Annotated in this window: 18 protein-coding genes, 1 tRNA gene and 1 riboswitch; of the genes, 14 read left to right on the top strand and 5 right to left on the bottom strand. The window is 40.2% G+C overall.

What is annotated here, in order from left to right; genetic code table 11:
- The first annotated feature begins 182 nt into the window (after positions 1–182).
- Positions 183–3,728, top strand: a complete 3,546-nt coding sequence (locus SP4011_RS06870) for a pneumococcal-type histidine triad protein (RefSeq protein WP_338618451.1) — start codon at positions 183–185, stop codon at positions 3,726–3,728.
- Positions 3,729–3,763: 35 nt separating this feature from the next.
- Here SP4011_RS06870 and pepT read toward each other — a convergent pair whose 3' ends face one another.
- Positions 3,764–4,987: a peptidase T gene (gene pepT, locus SP4011_RS06865; protein ID WP_338618449.1), complete on the bottom strand. Its 1,224-nt coding sequence runs from the start codon at positions 4,985–4,987 to the stop codon at positions 3,764–3,766.
- Between the two features lie 153 nt (positions 4,988–5,140).
- On the opposite strand from pepT, the gene hemH reads away from it, so the two are divergent.
- Positions 5,141–6,235, top strand: coding sequence for a ferrochelatase (hemH, locus tag SP4011_RS06860; RefSeq protein WP_338618448.1), 1,095 nt, complete (start codon positions 5,141–5,143; stop codon positions 6,233–6,235).
- A gap of 41 nt (positions 6,236–6,276) precedes the next feature.
- Here hemH and mscL read toward each other — a convergent pair whose 3' ends face one another.
- Both mscL and SP4011_RS06850 read right to left on the bottom strand, forming a co-directional pair.
- The gene (mscL, locus tag SP4011_RS06855; protein ID WP_000910204.1) at positions 6,277–6,654 is read right to left on the bottom strand and encodes a large conductance mechanosensitive channel protein MscL; all 378 of its coding nucleotides are present in this window, start codon (positions 6,652–6,654) and stop codon (positions 6,277–6,279) included.
- Between the two features lie 81 nt (positions 6,655–6,735).
- On the bottom strand, positions 6,736–7,167 hold the full coding sequence (locus SP4011_RS06850; protein ID WP_338618447.1) for a GtrA family protein: 432 nt from the start codon (positions 7,165–7,167) through the stop codon (positions 6,736–6,738).
- A gap of 28 nt (positions 7,168–7,195) precedes the next feature.
- Positions 7,196–7,293: riboswitch (PreQ1 riboswitch) on the top strand.
- On the opposite strand from SP4011_RS06850, the gene SP4011_RS06845 reads away from it, so the two are divergent.
- The 4 genes from SP4011_RS06845 to dapA all read left to right on the top strand — a co-directional run bounded on the left by SP4011_RS06845 (position 7,291) and on the right by dapA (position 10,394).
- Complete coding sequence (locus SP4011_RS06845; protein ID WP_000737071.1) at positions 7,291–7,800, top strand: QueT transporter family protein; 510 nt, start codon at positions 7,291–7,293, stop codon at positions 7,798–7,800. It overlaps the preceding riboswitch by 3 nt.
- 99 nt (positions 7,801–7,899) lie before the next feature.
- A tRNA-Thr gene (locus SP4011_RS06840) sits at positions 7,900–7,972 on the top strand.
- A gap of 354 nt (positions 7,973–8,326) precedes the next feature.
- Positions 8,327–9,403 carry an aspartate-semialdehyde dehydrogenase gene (locus SP4011_RS06835; protein ID WP_338618445.1) on the top strand — a complete coding sequence of 359 codons (1,077 nt, stop codon included), beginning with the start codon at positions 8,327–8,329 and terminating at the stop codon, positions 9,401–9,403.
- Positions 9,404–9,458: 55 nt separating this feature from the next.
- The gene (gene dapA, locus SP4011_RS06830) at positions 9,459–10,394 is read left to right on the top strand and encodes a 4-hydroxy-tetrahydrodipicolinate synthase (RefSeq protein WP_338618444.1); all 936 of its coding nucleotides are present in this window, start codon (positions 9,459–9,461) and stop codon (positions 10,392–10,394) included.
- A gap of 45 nt (positions 10,395–10,439) precedes the next feature.
- Here the strand turns inward: dapA and mnmE are convergent, their stop codons facing one another.
- Together mnmE and SP4011_RS06820 are read right to left on the bottom strand one after the other, a co-directional pair.
- Positions 10,440–11,813 carry a tRNA uridine-5-carboxymethylaminomethyl(34) synthesis GTPase MnmE gene (gene mnmE, locus SP4011_RS06825; protein ID WP_338618443.1) on the bottom strand — a complete coding sequence of 458 codons (1,374 nt, stop codon included), beginning with the start codon at positions 11,811–11,813 and terminating at the stop codon, positions 10,440–10,442.
- Between the two features lie 137 nt (positions 11,814–11,950).
- Positions 11,951–12,133, bottom strand: a complete 183-nt coding sequence (locus tag SP4011_RS06820; RefSeq protein ID WP_001117397.1) for a 4-oxalocrotonate tautomerase — start codon at positions 12,131–12,133, stop codon at positions 11,951–11,953.
- A 123-nt stretch (positions 12,134–12,256) separates the two neighbouring features.
- Here SP4011_RS06820 and SP4011_RS06815 point away from each other — a divergent pair, with 123 nt between their 5' ends.
- The 8 genes from SP4011_RS06815 to pmp23 all read left to right on the top strand — a co-directional run bounded on the left by SP4011_RS06815 (position 12,257) and on the right by pmp23 (position 18,693).
- Positions 12,257–12,847 carry a thymidine kinase gene (locus SP4011_RS06815; protein ID WP_338618440.1) on the top strand — a complete coding sequence of 197 codons (591 nt, stop codon included), beginning with the start codon at positions 12,257–12,259 and terminating at the stop codon, positions 12,845–12,847.
- Positions 12,844–13,923, top strand: a complete 1,080-nt coding sequence (gene prfA, locus SP4011_RS06810; RefSeq protein WP_001028815.1) for a peptide chain release factor 1 — start codon at positions 12,844–12,846, stop codon at positions 13,921–13,923. Before SP4011_RS06815 ends, prfA begins: the two co-directional genes overlap by 4 nt.
- Positions 13,923–14,759, top strand: a complete 837-nt coding sequence (prmC, locus tag SP4011_RS06805; protein ID WP_338618438.1) for a peptide chain release factor N(5)-glutamine methyltransferase — start codon at positions 13,923–13,925, stop codon at positions 14,757–14,759. Before prfA ends, prmC begins: the two co-directional genes overlap by 1 nt.
- Complete coding sequence (locus SP4011_RS06800; RefSeq protein WP_338618436.1) at positions 14,743–15,345, top strand: L-threonylcarbamoyladenylate synthase; 603 nt, start codon at positions 14,743–14,745, stop codon at positions 15,343–15,345. The genes prmC and SP4011_RS06800 overlap by 17 nt, the downstream gene beginning before the upstream one ends.
- A 1-nt stretch (position 15,346) precedes the next feature.
- On the top strand, positions 15,347–15,778 hold the full coding sequence (locus SP4011_RS06795; protein WP_338618434.1) for a GNAT family N-acetyltransferase: 432 nt from the start codon (positions 15,347–15,349) through the stop codon (positions 15,776–15,778).
- Between the two features lie 62 nt (positions 15,779–15,840).
- Positions 15,841–17,097: a serine hydroxymethyltransferase gene (glyA, locus tag SP4011_RS06790; RefSeq protein ID WP_338618433.1), complete on the top strand. Its 1,257-nt coding sequence runs from the start codon at positions 15,841–15,843 to the stop codon at positions 17,095–17,097.
- 7 nt (positions 17,098–17,104) lie between these two features.
- The gene (locus tag SP4011_RS06785) at positions 17,105–18,079 is read left to right on the top strand and encodes a nucleoid-associated protein (RefSeq protein ID WP_338618432.1); all 975 of its coding nucleotides are present in this window, start codon (positions 17,105–17,107) and stop codon (positions 18,077–18,079) included.
- Positions 18,079–18,693 carry a cell wall hydrolase Pmp23 gene (pmp23, locus tag SP4011_RS06780; RefSeq protein ID WP_338618431.1) on the top strand — a complete coding sequence of 205 codons (615 nt, stop codon included), beginning with the start codon at positions 18,079–18,081 and terminating at the stop codon, positions 18,691–18,693. Before SP4011_RS06785 ends, pmp23 begins: the two co-directional genes overlap by 1 nt.
- Positions 18,694–18,750: the final 57 nt, after the last annotated feature.

Raw genomic sequence — 18,750 nt, 5'->3', positions numbered from 1 at the left:
AGAGTCAGTAGTAATACTGGCTTTTATTTTTTTAAATGATATAAAAATCTTGACAGATAAACTTAAAAAAGGTAAACTATTTACTGGTTAATTAAATGGTTAAATAACCAGTTTAGAAAAAATGTTTAACCGAGAAAAAGAAGTTAAGAAAAAGCTTCATCATTTATTGAAATGAGGGATTTATGAAATTCAGTAAAAAGTATATAGCAGCTGGATCAGCTGTTATCGTATCCTTGAGTCTATGTGCATATGCACTAAACCAGCATCGTTCGCAGGAAAATAAGGACAATAATCGTGTCTCTTATGTGGATGGCAGTCAGTCAAGTCAGAAAACTGAAAACTTGACACCAGACCAGGTTAGCCAAAAAGAAGGAATTCAGGCTGAGCAAATTGTCATTAAGATTACAGATCAGGGCTATGTAACGTCACACGGTGATCACTATCATTACTATAATGGGAAAGTTCCTTATGATGCCCTCTTTAGTGAAGAACTTTTGATGAAGGACCCAAACTATCAACTTAAAGACGCTGATATTGTCAATGAGGTCAAGGGTGGTTATATCATCAAGATCGATGGAAAATATTATGTCTACCTGAAAGATGCAGCTCATGCTGATAATATTCGAACCAAAGATGAAATCAATCGTCAAAAACAAGAACATGTCAAAGATAATGAGAAGGTCAGCTCAGATGTCGCTGTAGCAAGGTCTCAGGGACGTTATACGACAGATGATGGTTATGTCTTTAATCCAGCTGATATTATCGAAGATACGGGTGATGCTTATATCGTTCCTCACGGAGGTCACTATCACTACATTCCAAAAAGTGATTTGTCTGCTAGTGAATTAGCAGCAGCAAAAGCTTATTTAGCTGGGAAAAATACGCAACCGAGCCAGTTAAGCTATTCTTCAACAGCTAGTGACAATAACACGCAATCTGTAGCACAAGGCTCAACTAGCAAGCCAGCAAATAAAGCTGAAAATCTCCAGAGTCTATTGAAAGAACTCTATGATTTACCTAGCGACCAACGTTACAGTGAATCAGATGGCTTGGTCTTTGACCCTGCTAAGATTATCAGTCGTACACCAAATGGAGTTGCGATTCCACATGGCGACCATTATCACTTTATTCCTTACAGCAAACTCTCTCCTTTAGAAGAAAAGATTGCTAGAATGGTGCCTATCGGTGGAACTGGTTCTACGGTCTCTACAAATGAAAAACCTCATGAAGCAGCGTCTAGTCTAGGAAGTCTTTCAAGTAGTCCATCTACTTTGAATCATGCCTCATTACTTACAAATAAGCCTATCTCTTCAACATCTGATGGTTATATCTTTAATCCTAAAGATATTGTCGAGGAAACAGCAACAGCTTATATTGTAAGACATGGTGATCATTTCCATTACATTCCAAAATCGACCGTAATTGGGCAACCGACTCTTCCAAACAATGGTCTAGTAGCACCTTCGCCGTCTCTTGCAGCCAATCCTAGTGTTTCACATGAGGAACATGAAGAAGGTGGACACGGCTTTGATGCCAATCGTATTATTGCTGAAGATGAGCAAGGCTTTATTATGAGTCATGGTAACCACAATCATTATTTCTTCAAGAAGGACTTGTCAGCAGAGCAAATTAAGGCAGCGCAAGACCACTTGAAAGGGGCAAATACAGCTACACCAAATCCAGCTCATGATGACGATCACGATGGCGATGAGCATGACCACCATCATGGTGAAGATCACGATCACGGTTTTGATGCCGATCGTGTCATTAGTGAGGATGATCAAGGATTTGTCATGAGTCACGGAGACCACAATCATTACTTCTTCAAGAAGGACTTGACACCAGAACAAATTAAGGAAGCTCAGGATCATTTGAAAACACATCATGATGCAGAGCCTGTTCAACCACTTGCAAAATCTGTTGAATCATTCTCTAAAGATGCTAGTGATGAAGAAAAAATAGCTTATATTTCTAAGACCTATGGGGTTCCACTTGAAGCTATTAGAATTTCAAAAGGTTTCTTTGTATTTAATAATCCTGACCAAGCCTACGATCCAACTCATATCCATCCCTATGCTGTTCGTAAGGAACACGTTCGACTTCCACTCCAAACTGGAAATCCTGAACTTGATTTCCTAAATGAACTTTATACGACTGCCTTACGTGATCGCGTATCACCTTATCGTTTGCAGGTTGAAAACGGCAGTTTTGTGATCCCTCATGGAGACCACAATCACTACATCAAGGTTCAAACTAAGGGCTATGAAGTAGCCTTGAAAAACAAGATTCCAGCCCTGAAATCCAACTATCAGCCTGGGGCCTTTGATGAGAAAACAGTTTTAGCAAAAGTAGATCAACTTCTTGCTGAAAGTCGAAACGTCTATAAAGACGATCCAATCAAACAAAGACAGATTGAGTTAGCCTTAGGACAGTTTACTGAAAATATGAAGAAACTAGCAACTAACTCTACAGCAGGTTATCTTGCGACACTTGATCTCTTTGATAAGCAATATATCCATATTGATGAAAGTGTCAAACCTGTTGAAACAAGTGCTTTAGATAAGAAATATCAATCCTTGATTGATAAAATCAATACGCTAGATACAGACACTTATGGACTTCCTAAGAAAGACCTTCTCGTTCGACTCCAGGAAGCTAAGTTGGCTAAAGATGAGGCTGGTTTAGCAGCGGTTGAATCACAACTTCAAGCTCTTCAAGACTTTAATGATCGTACTGGCGATACAACAGTGGAATATATCAAGTACTTCTATGAGAATGTAAATGATGGTCGTTTAAGTGATGAGCTTCGTAATAAAGTAGCTAATTTGACTTTTACTTTATATCAATCCCAATCCTTCCGTAAGGCTGTGGACTTGAATAAACTGTTCCCAAGCATTTATCAAACAAAACAAGAAGTAGAAGAGGCTTTGAAAAATCAGCCAGCTTCTACAAAAGTAAATGAAACAGTTCTAGATAAAGAAACAGTTGATAACCAATCTGCTAAGCAAGCGATTTATGAATTTTTGAAAGATCTTTATCCTGATCTTAAAAAAGAAGAGCATGTCAATCATGTTAGCAAGGAAGAAGTAGAAAGCCTCTTGAGCAAGGCAAATCAACTCTTGGAGCAAATCCAAGAAGAAGGAATCAGACAATTCTTGGCAGAAGAAGTAGAAAATCTCAAAGCTGCCACAAACAAGGCTGATGCAGACTTGGATGAAGTAAATAGCCAGGTAAAAGATGTCTTGACTCGTATCGCTAGCGCCCTTCAACAAGAGAAGGAAAATGCTGAACAAGATCCTCAGACACTTGTACTCTATCAAAAACTCTACGATATTCTCATATCGCTTCACTCTTATTTAGAAAGTAATAATGGTTCTGATGATGACTTTGATAAAGTGGATGCATTACTAGATCAACTTTCTGCTAAGAGTAAAGACAAAGCAGCTTTACTTGAATTGACAAAAGCTATTCTAGTTTTGAATCACCAAATCCAGTCAAAAGCTAGCGCAAGTGAAGAAACAAGTCCAGCAAGAAATGCCGAGGCAAATGGTGATAATACCAGTGCTGAGAACCAACCAAACGCAACTGCAGAATCTAACAGTGAAACTGCTAGCGACGAAAACAAACCAACCAATACAAGAGATTCTAAACCTGTTGAATCAACTTCAAAAAATGAAACAACAGAATCTTCTACAGCTACTGGAAATCAAGAAAAACCAGCAGAATAAAAAGAAAGGCGAAGTAGCTGAGCTACCTCGTCTTTTTAGTCTTTATAAGCTACGATGCCAATAATTGTATCAACTGCACGTTCCATAGTCTGAAGGCTGACGTATTCAAAACGACCGTGCATGTTCTCGCCACCAGCAAAGATATTGGGAGTTGGGATTCCCATAAAGGAAATCTTAGAGCCGTCTGTCCCTCCACGGATTGGTTCGATAATAGGAGTGATACCCAGATCTTCCATAACGGCTTTAGCAATGGTAATTGGAGTCATATCTTTTTCAATGACTTCTTTCATATTGTAGTACTGATCTGTCAAGTTTAGGGTAACACGGTCGCTACCAAATTCTTGATTCATCTTATCAGCGATAGACTGCATAGCTGCTTTACGCGATTCAAAGGCATCTTTTTCAAAATCGCGAATGATGTAGCTAGCACTTGCCTCCTCAACACTACCTGTTACATCCATAAGATGGTAGAACCCTTGGTAACCATCCGTTAACTCAGGTCGGTCATTCTCTGGAAGTTGATTGTGAAAATCAATTGCTAGCTGAAGGGCGTTGACCATTTGCCCTTTGGCAGTACCAGGGTGGACATTACGGCCTTGGAAATGCAATTCAGCACCAGCTGCTGAGAAGGTCTCGTACTGAAGCTCACCTAATGGGCCACCATCAACAGTGTAGGCAAAATCCACATCAAAATCTTCTGCATCAAATTTATTGGCACCAACACCGATTTCTTCATCTGGACCAAAACCAACACGAATTTCACAGTGTTTGATTTCAGGATGAGCAGTTAGATATTCAATGGCAGTCATAATCTCAGCAATTCCTGACTTGTCATCAGCCCCCAGCAAGGTTGTTCCATCGGTTGTGATAAGCGTTTGTCCTGGATATTTCTCAAGACTCTTAAAGTCAGATGGATCGAGTTTGAAACCAGAATTTCCAAGTTCAATCACACCACCATCGTAGTTTTCAATTACCTGTGGATTGACTCCTTCGGCATTAAAGTCAGCAGTATCCATGTGAGATATAAAGCCAATTTTACGTGTTAAAGATGGATCATTGGCTGGTAAGGTCCCAATTGCAAAACCATTTGGTAGATAATAAACATTTTGTAATCCAACACGTTTCATTTCAGGAATAAGAACATTGGTTGCGAAGTCAACCTGACTCTGCGTACTTGGAGTAGTAGTAGAGTGTTCATCAGAGCGCGTGTTGACCTTAACGTAAGTCAAGAAGCGGTCCAAGAGATTTGGATAAGTCATAAAAAACTCCTTTTGAATTCATTTTTTCCATTGTATCATAGAAAGAAGAGAAAAACAAAAGACAGAAGTTCGGGAAATTCGCTATGTTGGCGTTTACTTATTAATGGATAAATGATAAAATAAACTTGATAAAAACATCACAAGGAAGCAGTTATGAAAAAAGCAATTTTAATGATGACATTCGGTTCGCCAGAAGAGATTACCTTTGAAGGTGTAGCTGATTTTTTCACAAATATTCGTCGTGGAGTGAGACCTCAAGACCACGAGATTCAAACTCTCTATGATAATTATGTACGAATTGGAGGCACGCCTCTGCAAAGAATTACTCGTGAAGAAGTTGCCTTGGTAGAAGCTAGGCTAGGAAATGAATATAGTGTCTATTTTGCTAATAAGTTTTCTAGACCTTTTATCCCAGATGTGATTGGTCAGATGGAAGCAGACGGAATCGAGCAATGTATTTGTTTGATTTTGGAGCCTCATTATTCTTTTTACTCTGTCATGGGCTATGAAAAATTTTTAGAAAGCAAGCAAATTCAATTTTTAGTTATTAAGGACTGGTATCAAGAAGAAGCGCTCTTAAACTATTGGGCAGATGAAATTGGTAAAATTTTAAAAGAAGAAGTAAAGCAGGATAGCTTTAAAGTCATCTTTTCAGCTCACAGTGTGCCCATTTTTGCCTTGGATTTTGGTGACCCATATATTGACCAAATTTTCGAAAATAGCAAGTTAGTTGCTGAAAAACTAGGCTTGAGTTCAGAGCAATATACTAACACTTGGCAAAGTGAGAGTGATATCGGGATTCCATGGATTAAACCAGATGTTTTGGAGTATCTCAGAGAACAGACAGAACATCCAGACCATTATATTTTTGTTCCTATCAGCTTCATTAGTGAGCATATTGAAGTCTTGTTTGACAACGATGTGGAATGTTATGACTTGTGTCAAGAATTGGGTGTGAACTACCATCGACCACCAATGCCAAATACGGATTCTCGTTTGATTGATGCCTTGATTAGTACAGTCAGAGCCAATGAAGATCAAGAGTTTAAGGAATTTCTCCCAGAAGAAGAAACCTTTGATGAGTTAGTTCCTTCAGACGAGACGAAAAACATTTTGGCTGAATCTGAAGATTTACAAATGCCAGAATTTGTGAAAAAATTGATTGAGAAAAAAGGTCGGGAGAATGTCAAGATGCCTTATCTTATTAAGAAGATGTTAGAAAAAGCAGGCAAGTTACCCAAAGAGTAAAGAAAAAAGGATTTAGCTTTGTGCTAGATCCTTTTAAACGATTATTTTTTCTCAAGAAGAGCTTTGATTTCTTGAAGGACTTCCAATTCGGTTGGTTTTTTTTCGTCAGTTTTTTCTTCCTTTATACCAGTCAGTTTCTGTGCTTTTTCAATACCCTTGATAATAAAGAAGAGGGCGGTACCGACAAAGATAAAATTGATAATAGCACTTAAAAAGTTACCATAGCCGACTCCATGCCAAGAAAGTTGAGCGATACGTTCGACTTTAGCAGCTTTCAAAGCGGGATTTAAAATAAGAGGAGTGATAATGTCGTTTACAAGTGAAGTTACGATAGCACCAAAAGCAGAGGCAATGATCACACCGACAGCAAGGTCAACAACATTACCACGAAGCAAAAATGCTTTAAGATCTTTTAACATTTTCATAATATCCTTTCAAAAATTTTTACTATTTATTATATATTAATTAAGAAAAGCTTGCAAGATAGATGCTCAGAAGTTCTATTTGTTAAAAACATAGACCTTGCTTAAAATGTAATTAAGAATAATTATCAATAATTGTGCAATTATCGTTTCGATTGCATTTACTTTATCAAGATTTTCATTTACGAATTGCCCTATGATATGAGGGAATTGAGTCACAAACAGAAAAGTAAAGAGCAAGTCTAACAGAAAAGTAGAAAGGCGGGCAAGAAAAAATTTCACTAAACGGATAAGTCGCTTCTTCCTTGCTTGCTTAAATACAAGCCTATCATTTGTGATAAAGGCAAATAGAATACCAATAATATTTGCTAGGGCAGTAGCAAGGAGTTCCTGATGACTTAGTTGATAAATGACTAGTCGTGAGAGAATCGAAACTAGAGTTGTTGTAAGGCCAAAAAAGAGATAGGCTAAGATTTCATTGTTAAAAAATTTTTGAATACGAATTTTCATGCTTTAAGTATAGCATAAAGCAGGCTATTGTGCTATACTAGTAAGGTTGAATAAAGCAACCCTTGGTGCTTAGCTTCTTTCACCAAGCATATTACACGCGGATAACCCGCTAAAGGAGAAAAGATGAAAAAATTAACTATTCGTGATGTTGCAGACATTGCAATCGTTGCTGCTATCTATGTCGTTTTAACTGTCACACCACCTCTAAATGCCATTAGCTATGGTGCTTATCAGTTCCGTATTTCAGAAATGATGAACTTTATGGCTTTTTACAATCCTAAGTACATCATCGGAGTTACTATCGGTTGTATGATTGCTAATTTCTTTAGCTTCGGACTACTAGATGTCTTTGTTGGTGGTGGATCAACCTTGGTATTCCTCAGTTTAGGTGTTTGGCTTTTTGCAAAATACAGCAAGGATTACCTCTTTAACGGATTGATTCGAAAAGATCATTTCTTCTTTTCAATCCTCTTTTCAATTTCCATGTTTACTATCGCTGCAGAGTTAAATATTGTAGCAGAATTACCATTCTTCCTTACTTGGTTTACAACAGGGATCGGTGAATTTGCTTCATTGATTATTGGAGCGATTATTATTGGTAAAATTGGTCGTCGAATCGATTTGAGCAAATAGAACAGGACAAGCTAGGTAGCCTTTATCTGGCTTTTTCTTATAGAAAATTTCTAAGGAAACTTGACAAGTTTTTCTGATTATAGTATACTTCTTGAGTAAGCTGATTTAGCTCAGTTGGCAGAGCGCATCCATGGTAAGGATGAGGTCGCCGGTTCAATCCCGGCAATTAGCATGATAGAAACAAAATGACCTTGGGAGACTAAGGTTTTTCTTATTGACCTGTATAAATGAAGTTAAAGCGTTTTGGCTGTTGACAAAAGTCATTCTCTTTAGTAGAATAGTAGATGCGATGAGTCGATAGGTAGTCTTCGGACTACTATTGAGCATAAGGAGGTCATAACGCAGGAGCGGACCTTGATGAGTTGTGTGAACCTGCTCATCACATGAAGATGCCTCTTAGTCCCTAGTCTAGCGACTGGGGACTTTTATTTTTCAAAAAATGATGAAAAAGCTTTGCAATTCATGGAAAAAGTAGTATAATACTTCTATTATAGAAATTTTTAGAAAATTCCGAAAGAGGTTATTTATGGGATATACAGTTGCTGTAGTCGGCGCGACAGGTGCTGTCGGTGCTCAGATGATAAAAATGTTGGAAGAATCAACACTTCCAATCGATAAAATTCATTTACTTGCTTCTGCACGTTCAGCAGGCAAGACTTTAAAATTTAAAGACCAAGATATTACGATTGAAGAAACGACTGAAACAGCTTTTGAAGGAGTTGACATTGCTCTCTTTTCAGCAGGTGGTTCTACATCAGCTAAGTATGCACCATACGCAGTTAAAGCTGGAGCGGTAGTAGTAGATAATACATCTTACTTCCGTCAAAATCCAGACGTTCCTTTGGTTGTTCCAGAGGTCAATGCTCACGCACTTGATGCCCACAACGGGATTATTGCTTGCCCTAACTGTTCAACAATCCAAATGATGGTAGCTCTTGAGCCAGTTCGCCAAAAATGGGGCTTGGATCGTATCATCGTTTCAACTTACCAAGCCGTCTCAGGTGCTGGTATGGGAGCGATTCTTGAAACACAACGTGAACTTCGTGAAGTCTTGAATGATGGTGTAAACCCACGTGATTTGCATGCCGAAATCTTGCCTTCAGGTGGTGACAAGAAACATTATCCTATCGCTTTTAATGCTCTTCCACAAATCGATGTCTTCACTGACAATGATTACACTTACGAAGAGATGAAGATGACCAAGGAAACTAAGAAAATTATGGAAGATGATAGCATTGCAGTATCTGCAACATGTGTGCGTATTCCAGTCTTGTCAGCTCACTCTGAGTCAGTTTATATCGAAACAAAAGAAGTGGCTCCAATTGAAGAAGTCAAAGCAGCTATCGCAGCCTTCCCGGGTGCTGTTCTCGAAGATGATGTAGCTCATCAAATCTATCCGCAAGCCATCAATGCAGTTGGTTCACGCGATACCTTTGTTGGTCGTATCCGTAAAGACTTGGATGCAGAAAAAGGAATTCACATGTGGGTTGTTTCAGATAACCTTCTCAAAGGTGCTGCTTGGAACTCAGTTCAGATTGCTGAAACTTTGCACGAACGTGGCTTGGTTCGTCCAACTGCCGAATTGAAATTTGAATTAAAATAGTCATATCGTTTAGGAGTTCAGATGAACTCCTTCTTTGAAATAGAGAGGTGTTTTCATGTCTTATCAAGATTTAAAAGAGTGTAAAATCATCACAGCCTTTATTACCCCCTTTCACGAGGATGGTTCCATTAACTTTGATGCCATTCCAGCCTTGATTGAGCATTTATTGGCCCATCATACAGACGGCATTCTTCTAGCTGGAACGACTGCTGAGAGTCCAACCTTGACCCATGATGAGGAGTTGCAACTCTTTGCAGCTGTACAAAAGATTGTCAATGGACGCGTTCCTTTGATTGCGGGTGTAGGTACCAATGATACGCGTGACTCTATCGAATTTGTCAAAGAAGTAGCGGAATTCGGCGGTTTTGCTGCTGGTCTTGCTATTGTTCCTTACTACAACAAACCTTCTCAAGAAGGAATGTATCAGCATTTTAAAGCCATTGCAGATGCTTCTGACCTACCAATTATTATCTATAATATTCCAGGTCGTGTGGTTGTCGAATTGACTCCAGAAACCATGCTTCGTTTGGCTGACCATCCAAATATCATCGGTGTCAAAGAATGTACTAGTTTAGCAAATATGGCTTACTTGATTGAGCACAAACCAGAAGAGTTCTTGGTCTATACTGGTGAGGATGGAGATGCTTTCCATGCTATGAACCTTGGTGCTGACGGGGTTATTTCTGTTGCCTCTCATACAAATGGGGATGAAATGCACGAGATGTTTACTGCCATTGCAGAAAGTGATATGAAGAAAGCTGCAGCTATTCAGCGCAAGTTCATTCCTAAGGTCAATGCCCTCTTCTCGTATCCAAGTCCTGCTCCAGTTAAGGCAGTTCTTAACTATATGGGATTTGAAGCTGGACCAACTCGTCTACCTCTTGTTCCAGCACCAGAAGAAGATGCTAAACGCATTATCAAGGTTGTCGTAGATGGCGACTACGAAGCGACTAAGGCAACTGTAACAGGTGTCTTAAGACCAGATTACTAATAAGACAATAAAATCCATGACCGCAAGAACGATCATGGATTTTTCTTATTTTCCTAAGCAGAATTGGCTAAAGAGTTGGGTGATGAGTTCATCAGGAGCAGCATCCCCAGTGATTTCTCCGAGGATTTCCCAAGTACGAGTTAAGTCAACTTGAAGTAAATCAACAGGCATCCCCAGTTCAAGACCTTGGTTAACAGCTTGTAGGCTTTCAACTGCTTTTTCAATCAGGGAAATGTGACGGGCGTTAGACAAGTAAGTTGCGTCTTGCTCAACCAAACCAGCATTTTCAAAGAAGAGGTTGTTGATTCTCTCTTCAATCTTATCGATATTTTGGTTTTTAAGGACTGAAATACGAATAACGTCTTCAGGTAGTTCTGAAGTTTCAATCGCTTCAGGCAGGTCTGTTTTATTAAGTAGAATAATGCGATTAGTATCCTGACTGATTTCTAGGAGTTGGCGGTCTTGGGAGGTTAGTGGTTCACTGGCATTTAGCACCAGTAGAACCAAGTCAGCTTCCTTAAGGGCTTTTTTTGAACGCTCAACTCCGATTTGTTCCACGATGTCATCCGTTTCACGAATACCAGCTGTGTCAATCAATTTTAGAGGAACACCGTTAATGTTGACGTATTCTTCGATGACATCACGTGTAGTACCAGCAATGTCTGTAACGATAGCCTTGTCCTCACGCAAGAGATTGTTGAGGAGGCTGGATTTTCCAACGTTGGGGCGTCCGATGATAGCCGTTGAAATTCCTTCTCGAAGAATTTTACCTCGACGGGCTGTTCTAAGGAGATTGGTTAGCAATTGCTCAAACTCCATTGTCTTTTCTCGGACCACAGCAGTAGTCGCTTCTTCAACATCGTCATACTCAGGATAGTCGATATTAACCTCAACTTGGGCAAGTGTGTTAAGGATTTCTTGACGGGTATTGTTAATGAGGTTAGAAAGGGAGCCGTCTAATTGCTTAACTGCAATGTTCATGGCCTTGTCAGTCTTGGCACGGATGATATCCATCACTGCCTCGGCCTGTGTCAAATCCACGCGACCGTTTAAAAAGGCACGTTTGGTAAATTCACCAGGTTCTGCCAATCGAGCTCCTTCACGGATAGCTAGTTGGAGAATTTCATTGGTCACCGCAATCCCACCGTGGGTGTTAATCTCGATAATATCCTCACGAGTGAAGGTCTTTGGAGACTTCATGGCCCCGACCATAACTTCATCCATGATTTTACCAGTCAGAGGATCGACGATATGTCCATAGTTGAGAGTGTGGCTGGTAACCTTGGTCAAGTCTTTTCCTTTGAATATTTTTTGCGCAATAGCAAAACTTTCTGTTCCGCTCAGGCGGACAATACCAATAGCTCCTTCACCTAATGGAGTAGAGATAGCAGCGATGGTATCAAATTCACGTGTAATCATAATGTTTCCTTTAATAAATAGCTCTTTTCTTGGAAATTTTTCCAAGTCTCTTTTCAAATTGTAACAAATTTGAACTATTTCTTCAATGGATGCTACTTGGGGATTGAAAAAGCCTAAGCAATTCTGCTTAAGCTAGCTTATTTGGTGCGCATTTCCCCTTGTGGGAAGTAAGTTCCTTCTGGCATGTCGTTGATGATGACATGGACAGCAGATTGAGGGGCTCCAGTGTTACGGACAATAGCTTCTGTTACTTCCTTAGCAAGAGCTTTCTTTTGCTCGAGCGTGCGTCCTTCAAATAAATCGATGCGTACAAATGGCATAATAGCTTCCTCCACTAGTTTTTGATTTCTTCTATTTTACCACATTTTGCCGTTTAAAGCTTAAGAAAATTATGATATACTAGAATGTAGCAAAAATTTAGAAATGGACGTGAAGCAAGAAACATGGCACAGTTGTATTATCGTTATGGGACCATGAACTCTGGAAAGACAATCGAGATTCTCAAGGTGGCCTATAACTATGAGGAGCAGGGGAAAAGTGTTGTGATTATGACCTCGGCTCTGGATACTCGTGACGGTGTTGGCTATGTGTCGAGTCGTATTGGCATGAAACGCCCTGCCATTGCAATTGAGGAGTCAACAGATATTTTTGGATTTATCCGAGATTTACCTGAGAAACCATACTGTGTTTTGGTCGATGAAGCCCAGTTTCTCAAACGTCATCATGTTTATGACCTAGCTCGTGTTGTAGACGAGTTAGACATACCCGTCATGGCCTTTGGTTTGAAAAATGACTTTCGCAATGAACTATTCGAAGGTTCCAAATATCTCTTGCTCTTAGCAGATAAGATTGACGAAATCAAGACCATCTGTCAGTATTGTAAGAAAAAGGCGACTATGGTTTTGCGAACACAGGATGGACTGCCCGTTTATGATGGAGAACAGATCCAGATCGGTGGTAATGAAACCTATATCTCGGTTTGCCGTAAACATTATTTTGCGCCTGAAATCAATAAGGAGAATGAAGAAAAATGAACATCTATGATCAACTACAAGCTGTAGAAGACCGTTATGAAGAATTAGGAGAATTGCTGAGTGACCCGGATGTGGTCTCTGACACCAAACGTTTTATGGAGCTTTCAAAAGAAGAAGCTTCAACTCGTGATACCGTAACAGCCTACCGTGAGTACAAACAAGTCCTTCAAAACATCGTTGACGCTGAAGAAATGATTAAGGAATCAGGTGGAGATGCTGACTTGGAAGAAATGGCCAAGCAAGAACTCAAAGATGCCAAGGCTGAAAAAGAAGAATACGAAGAAAAACTGAAAATCTTGCTCCTTCCTAAAGATCCAAACGATGATAAGAATATCATTCTTGAAATCCGTGGTGCCGCTGGTGGAGATGAAGCAGCTCTTTTCGCTGGTGACCTTCTGACCATGTATCAAAAGTATGCGGAAGCCCAAGGCTGGCGCTTTGAAGTCATGGAGGCTTCTATGAACGGTGTTGGCGGTTTCAAAGAAGTGGTTGCCATGGTTTCAGGTCAGTCTGTATACTCTAAGCTTAAGTACGAATCAGGTGCCCATCGTGTGCAACGTGTTCCTGTGACAGAAAGCCAAGGCCGTGTTCATACTTCGACAGCGACAGTTCTTGTTATGCCAGAAGTTGAAGAAGTTGAATACGACATTGATCCCAAAGACCTTCGTGTCGACATCTATCACGCCTCTGGTGCTGGTGGACAGAACGTCAATAAGGTTGCGACTGCCGTTCGTATCGTTCACTTGCCAACCAATATCAAGGTTGAGATGCAGGAAGAACGTACCCAGCAGAAGAACCGTGAGAAGGCCATGAAAATCATTCGTGCGCGTGTTGCTGACCACTTTGCTCAGATTGCACAAGATGAACAAGACGCTGAGCGTAAGTCGACAATCGGTACTGGTGACCGTTCAGAACGGATTCGTACTTATAACTTCCCACAAAACCGTGTCACGGACCACCGTATCGGCTTGACCCTCCAAAAACTAGATACCATTTTGTCTGGTAAGTTGGATGAAGTTGTGGATGCCTTGGTGCTCTATGACCAAACGCAAAAATTAGAAGAATTAAACAAATAATGAAATTAGCTCAATTATTTTCAGATTTTGAAGAAGAGTTGATAAGAAAAGGAGAGGAAGCAGAAAGCCTCTCTTTTGTCTATCGTAGTCTGAAAGACCTCACGTTTACAGACTTTGTTTTTGCCCTCCAGCAGGAAGTGACGGAAGAGGAAGAATTATTTGTAAAAGAAATTTTCCAACAGTTAGCAGCTCATAAACCAGCACAGTATATCATCGGACAGGCAGATTTTTATGGAATGCAGTTAAAAGTGGATGAGCGGGTTTTGATTCCTCGTCCAGAGACAGAGGAGTTGGTGGAGCTTATCTTAGCTGAAAATCCTGAGACAAATCTTTCAGTTCTGGATATTGGAACAGGTAGTGGAGCTATTGCTCTCGCTCTAGCAAAAAACAGACCAGCTTGGTCAGTGATAGCAGCAGATATTTCCCAAGATGCTTTAGATGTAGCTAACGAAAATGCTAAAAAGCAAAATCTTCAAATATTTTTAAAAAAATCTGACTGTTTTACAGAAATTTCTGAAAAATATGATATAATTGTTTCCAATCCACCCTATATCTCTCGTGAAGATGAGTCAGAGGTAGGCTTGAATGTTTTGCATTCGGAGCCTCATCTAGCTCTCTTTGCAGACGAGGATGGCCTAGCTATTTACCGTAGAATTGCGGAAGATGCAAAAGACTATCTCAAAGATGGTGGTAAGATTTACCTTGAAATTGGATACAAGCAAGGTCAAAGTGTTCCTGAACTTTTTAGGAAGCATCTTCCTGAAAAACGTGTAAGAACGCTTAAGGATCAATTTGGTCAAGATAGGATGGTTGTGGTTGATGATGGACAGGATTAGGCAAGAGTTGGAAAAGGGTGGAGCTGTTGTTCTGCCTACAGAGACTGTTTATGGTCTTTTTGCTAAGGCCTTAGATGAAAAGGCAGTTAACCATGTTTACCAACTCAAACGTCGTCCTAGAGACAAGGCACTCAATCTCAATATCGATTCTCTCGAGGACATCTTGCACTTTTCAAAGAATCAGCCAACTTATCTACAAAAACTTGTAGAGACCTTTTTGCCAGGTCCTTTGACCATTATTCTCGAAGCTAATGACCGAGTTCCCTATTGGGTCAATTCTGGCCTCGCGACTGTTGGATTTCGGATGCCCAGTCACCCTATCACACTGGATTTAATTCGAATGACAGGACCCCTGATTGGACCGTCTGCCAATATTTCAGGTCAGGAAAGTGGAGTGACCTTTGATCAAATTTTGAAGGATTTTGACCAAGAGGTTCTGGGGCTGGAAGACGATGCTTTTCTAACTGGACAGGATTCAACTATTTTGGATTTGTCTGGAGACAAGGTGAAAATCTTACGCCAAGGGGCCATTAAGCGAGAAGATATTCTTGCTCGGTTGCCAGAGATTTCTTTTGAGGAGGCATGAAATGCTAAGAAATTTAAGAGAAACAGATGTGAAAGCTATTTGTGACATCAACCAAGAGGCTTTGGGCTATTCTTTTAGTCCAGAGGACACAGCTAGTCAACTAGCTAGACTGTCTCAGGATTCCCATCATTTCCTACTTGGCTATGAGGATGCAGTTAGTCAGGTCTTACTTGGATATGTCCACGCTGAGGTCTATGAATCACTTTATTCTAAAGCAGGATTTAATATTCTAGCTTTGGCAGTTTCACCTCAAGCGCAAGGTCAAGGTATTGGTAAAAGCTTATTACAAGGGTTGGATCAAGAAGCAAAAAGACGTGGTTATGGGTTTATCCGCTTAAACTCTGCCGATCATCGTCTGGGTGCTCATGCATTTTATGAAAAAGTTGGTTATACTTGTGATAAAATGCAGAAACGGTTTATTCGCATCTTTTAGTTTGATTTTCTAATAAGAAAATTAAACTAATGGACTAGTCACACAATAAAAGGAGAAGACCTATGATTTTTGACAAAGATGATTTTAAAGCATATGATGCTGATCTCTGGAATGCCATTGCCAAAGAAGAAGAACGACAACAAAACAACATTGAGTTGATTGCTTCGGAAAACGTAGTTTCCAAGGCTATTATGGCAGCTCAAGGGTCTATCTTGACGAATAAATACGCCGAAGGTTACCCAGGACGCCGTTACTATGGTGGAACTGATGTGGTAGATGTGGTAGAAAGTCTAGCTATTGAACGTGCAAAAGAAATTTTCGGCGCTAAATTCGCTAATGTCCAACCTCACTCAGGAAGCCAAGCCAACTGTGCGGCTTACATGGCCTTGATTGAGCCAGGTGATACCGTTATGGGAATGGATTTGGCAGCAGGTGGACACTTGACCCACGGAGCTCCAGTTAGTTTCTCAGGTCAAACCTACAACTTTGTTTCTTACAGTGTTGACCCTGAAACGGAACTCTTGGATTTTGATGCTATCTTGAAACAAGCCCAAGAAGTAAAACCAAAATTGATCGTAGCAGGTGCTTCAGCCTATTCTCAAATTATCGACTTTTCAAAATTCCGTGAAATCGCAGATGCTGTTGGAGCTAAGCTCATGGTAGATATGGCTCATATCGCTGGTTTGGTTGCTGCTGGTCTTCACCCAAGCCCAGTACCATACGCTCATATCACCACAACAACGACCCACAAAACCCTTCGTGGACCACGTGGTGGTTTGATTTTGACTAATGATGAAGACCTAGCTAAGAAGATCAATTCAGCTATTTTCCCTGGTATTCAGGGCGGTCCTTTGGAGCATGTTGTGGCCGCTAAGGCTGTTTCCTTTAAAGAGATATTAGATCCGGCTTTCAAGGAATACGCTGCCAATGTCATCAAAAACAGCAAGGCTATGGTAGAAGTCTTCTTGCAAGATCCTGATTTCCGTATCATTTCTGGTGGGACTGAAAACCATCTCTTCCTAGTGGATGTGACTAAGGTTGTAGAAAACGGAAAAGTTGCTCAAAACTTGCTGGATGAAGTCAATATTACCCTAAATAAAAATTCAATTCCTTACGAAACCTTGTCACCATTCAAGACAAGTGGGATTCGTATCGGATCTGCAGCCATTACTGCGCGTGGATTTGGTGAAGAAGAAAGTCGCAAAGTGGCTGAATTGATCATTAAAACCCTTAAAAATGCAGAAAATGAGGCTGTCTTAGAAGAAGTGAGAAGTGCAGTCAAAGAATTGACAGATGCCTTCCCATTATACGAGGACTAAAACTTTTATGGACATTTATATTAAGAAAGCCATTATTCACCAGTTCAGTCCGGATGATACCGAGCTGTTCCTAGCGGATAAGCTTCTCAATATTACTCCAAAAATCGAAGAATACCTGCGTAGAAAAATTGAACGTGTGTATTCAGATGAAGCCAAGACTGGGATTTTCGAGGAAGAAAATCCCTTCTTCAATCATATCACAGACGATTTGTTGGAGACATCAGTGACGCTGGCTAATCTCTGGAAAGAGGAGTTCAGCATTTCAGAAAATCTCAAGACCAATGACTTGATTTTTGTGCAATTTTCTAAAGAAGGCGTGGAACATTTCGCTTTCTTGAGAATTGCCCTGCGTGAGACCCTGACCCACCTCGGTGGAGAAGTTGACAATCCAATCAAGCTGACTCAGAATAACCTGCCTGGATTTGGAACGGGTGCTGACGAGGCCTTGGTGGTCAATCTTCAGAGTCGTAAGTATCACTTGATTGAAAAACGAATTAAGTACAACGGGACTTTTTTGAACTATTTTTCAGATAATCTTCTTGCTGTCGCTCCTAAGATTTCTCCTAAGAGATCCATCAAGGAGCTGGAAAAAACGGCCCAGAGAATTGCTGAGACTTTTAACACAGATGATTTTCAATTTCAATCCAAGGTCAAATCAGCGATTTTCAACAATCTGGAAGAAAGCAATGAATTATCACCTGAAAAATTGGCCAATGACCTGTTTGACAACAATCTGACAGCTCGTCTAAGCTTTATTGACCAAGTCAAAGAAGCGGTACCAGAGCCAGTTCAGTTTGATGAAATTGATGCCAGTCGCCAGCTTAAAAAGTTTGAAAACCAAAAACTTTCCTTGTCAAATGGAATTGAGCTCATCGTTCCCAATAACGTCTATCAAGACGCCGAGTCTGTTGAGTTTATCCAAAATGATAATGGAACCTACTCTATCTTAATCAAAAATATCGAGGATATCCAAAGTAAATAATGTTTAAACGAATTCGAAGAGTGCTTGTACTAGCAGTCTTCCTTTTTGCTGGCTATAAAGCTTACCGCGTTCATCAAGATGTCAAGCAAGTCATGACCTATCAACCCATGGTGCGCGAAATCTTGAGTGAAAAAGACACCCCAGCAAACGAAGAGCTCGTGCTCGCTATGATTTATACCGAAACAAAAGGAAAAGAAGGCGACGTCATGCAGTCTAGTGAGTCTGCCAGTGGTTCCACCAACACCATCAATGATAACGCCTCTAGCATTCGGCAAGGCGTTCAAACTCTGACAGATAATCTCTATCTAGCCCAGAAGAAGGGTGTTGATGTCTGGACAGCTGTTCAAGCCTATAATTTTGGACCTGCCTATATCGATTTTATCGCCCAAAATGGCAAGGAAAACACCTTGGCTCTGGCCGAACAGTACTCTCGTGAGACTGTTGCTCCCTTGCTTGGCAATACCACTGGGAAGACTTATAGTTATATTCATCCCATTTCTATTTTTCACGGTGCTGAACTTTATGTAAATGGAGGAAACTATTATTATTCTAGACAGGTTCATCTCAACCTTTACATCATCAAATGTTTCACTCTCTTTTCGACATCTGGCTAGTCCAGGTGTTTTTGATATAAGTTTTCTTTAAGATAGATATATTACTCTAGAAAGGTA

The organism is Streptococcus parapneumoniae, assembly GCF_037076355.1.
GTDB lineage: Bacteria > Bacillota > Bacilli > Lactobacillales > Streptococcaceae > Streptococcus > Streptococcus parapneumoniae.
This window is presented reverse-complemented; position numbering and strand designations above follow the sequence as displayed.

Coding starts and splice junctions, on each gene's coding strand:
- SP4011_RS06870 (WP_338618451.1), top strand. CDS start 183: ATGAAATTCAGTAAAAAGTATATAGCAGCTGGATCAGCTGTTATCGTA.
- pepT (WP_338618449.1), bottom strand. CDS start 4,987: ATGACTTATCCAAATCTCTTGGACCGCTTCTTGACTTACGTTAAGGTC.
- hemH (WP_338618448.1), top strand. CDS start 5,141: ATGAAAAAAGCAATTTTAATGATGACATTCGGTTCGCCAGAAGAGATT.
- mscL (WP_000910204.1), bottom strand. CDS start 6,654: ATGTTAAAAGATCTTAAAGCATTTTTGCTTCGTGGTAATGTTGTTGAC.
- SP4011_RS06850 (WP_338618447.1), bottom strand. CDS start 7,167: ATGAAAATTCGTATTCAAAAATTTTTTAACAATGAAATCTTAGCCTAT.
- SP4011_RS06845 (WP_000737071.1), top strand. CDS start 7,291: ATGAAAAAATTAACTATTCGTGATGTTGCAGACATTGCAATCGTTGCT.
- SP4011_RS06835 (WP_338618445.1), top strand. CDS start 8,327: ATGGGATATACAGTTGCTGTAGTCGGCGCGACAGGTGCTGTCGGTGCT.
- dapA (WP_338618444.1), top strand. CDS start 9,459: ATGTCTTATCAAGATTTAAAAGAGTGTAAAATCATCACAGCCTTTATT.
- mnmE (WP_338618443.1), bottom strand. CDS start 11,813: ATGATTACACGTGAATTTGATACCATCGCTGCTATCTCTACTCCATTA.
- SP4011_RS06820 (WP_001117397.1), bottom strand. CDS start 12,133: ATGCCATTTGTACGCATCGATTTATTTGAAGGACGCACGCTCGAGCAA.
- SP4011_RS06815 (WP_338618440.1), top strand. CDS start 12,257: ATGGCACAGTTGTATTATCGTTATGGGACCATGAACTCTGGAAAGACA.
- prfA (WP_001028815.1), top strand. CDS start 12,844: ATGAACATCTATGATCAACTACAAGCTGTAGAAGACCGTTATGAAGAA.
- prmC (WP_338618438.1), top strand. CDS start 13,923: ATGAAATTAGCTCAATTATTTTCAGATTTTGAAGAAGAGTTGATAAGA.
- SP4011_RS06800 (WP_338618436.1), top strand. CDS start 14,743: ATGATGGACAGGATTAGGCAAGAGTTGGAAAAGGGTGGAGCTGTTGTT.
- SP4011_RS06795 (WP_338618434.1), top strand. CDS start 15,347: ATGCTAAGAAATTTAAGAGAAACAGATGTGAAAGCTATTTGTGACATC.
- glyA (WP_338618433.1), top strand. CDS start 15,841: ATGATTTTTGACAAAGATGATTTTAAAGCATATGATGCTGATCTCTGG.
- SP4011_RS06785 (WP_338618432.1), top strand. CDS start 17,105: ATGGACATTTATATTAAGAAAGCCATTATTCACCAGTTCAGTCCGGAT.
- pmp23 (WP_338618431.1), top strand. CDS start 18,079: ATGTTTAAACGAATTCGAAGAGTGCTTGTACTAGCAGTCTTCCTTTTT.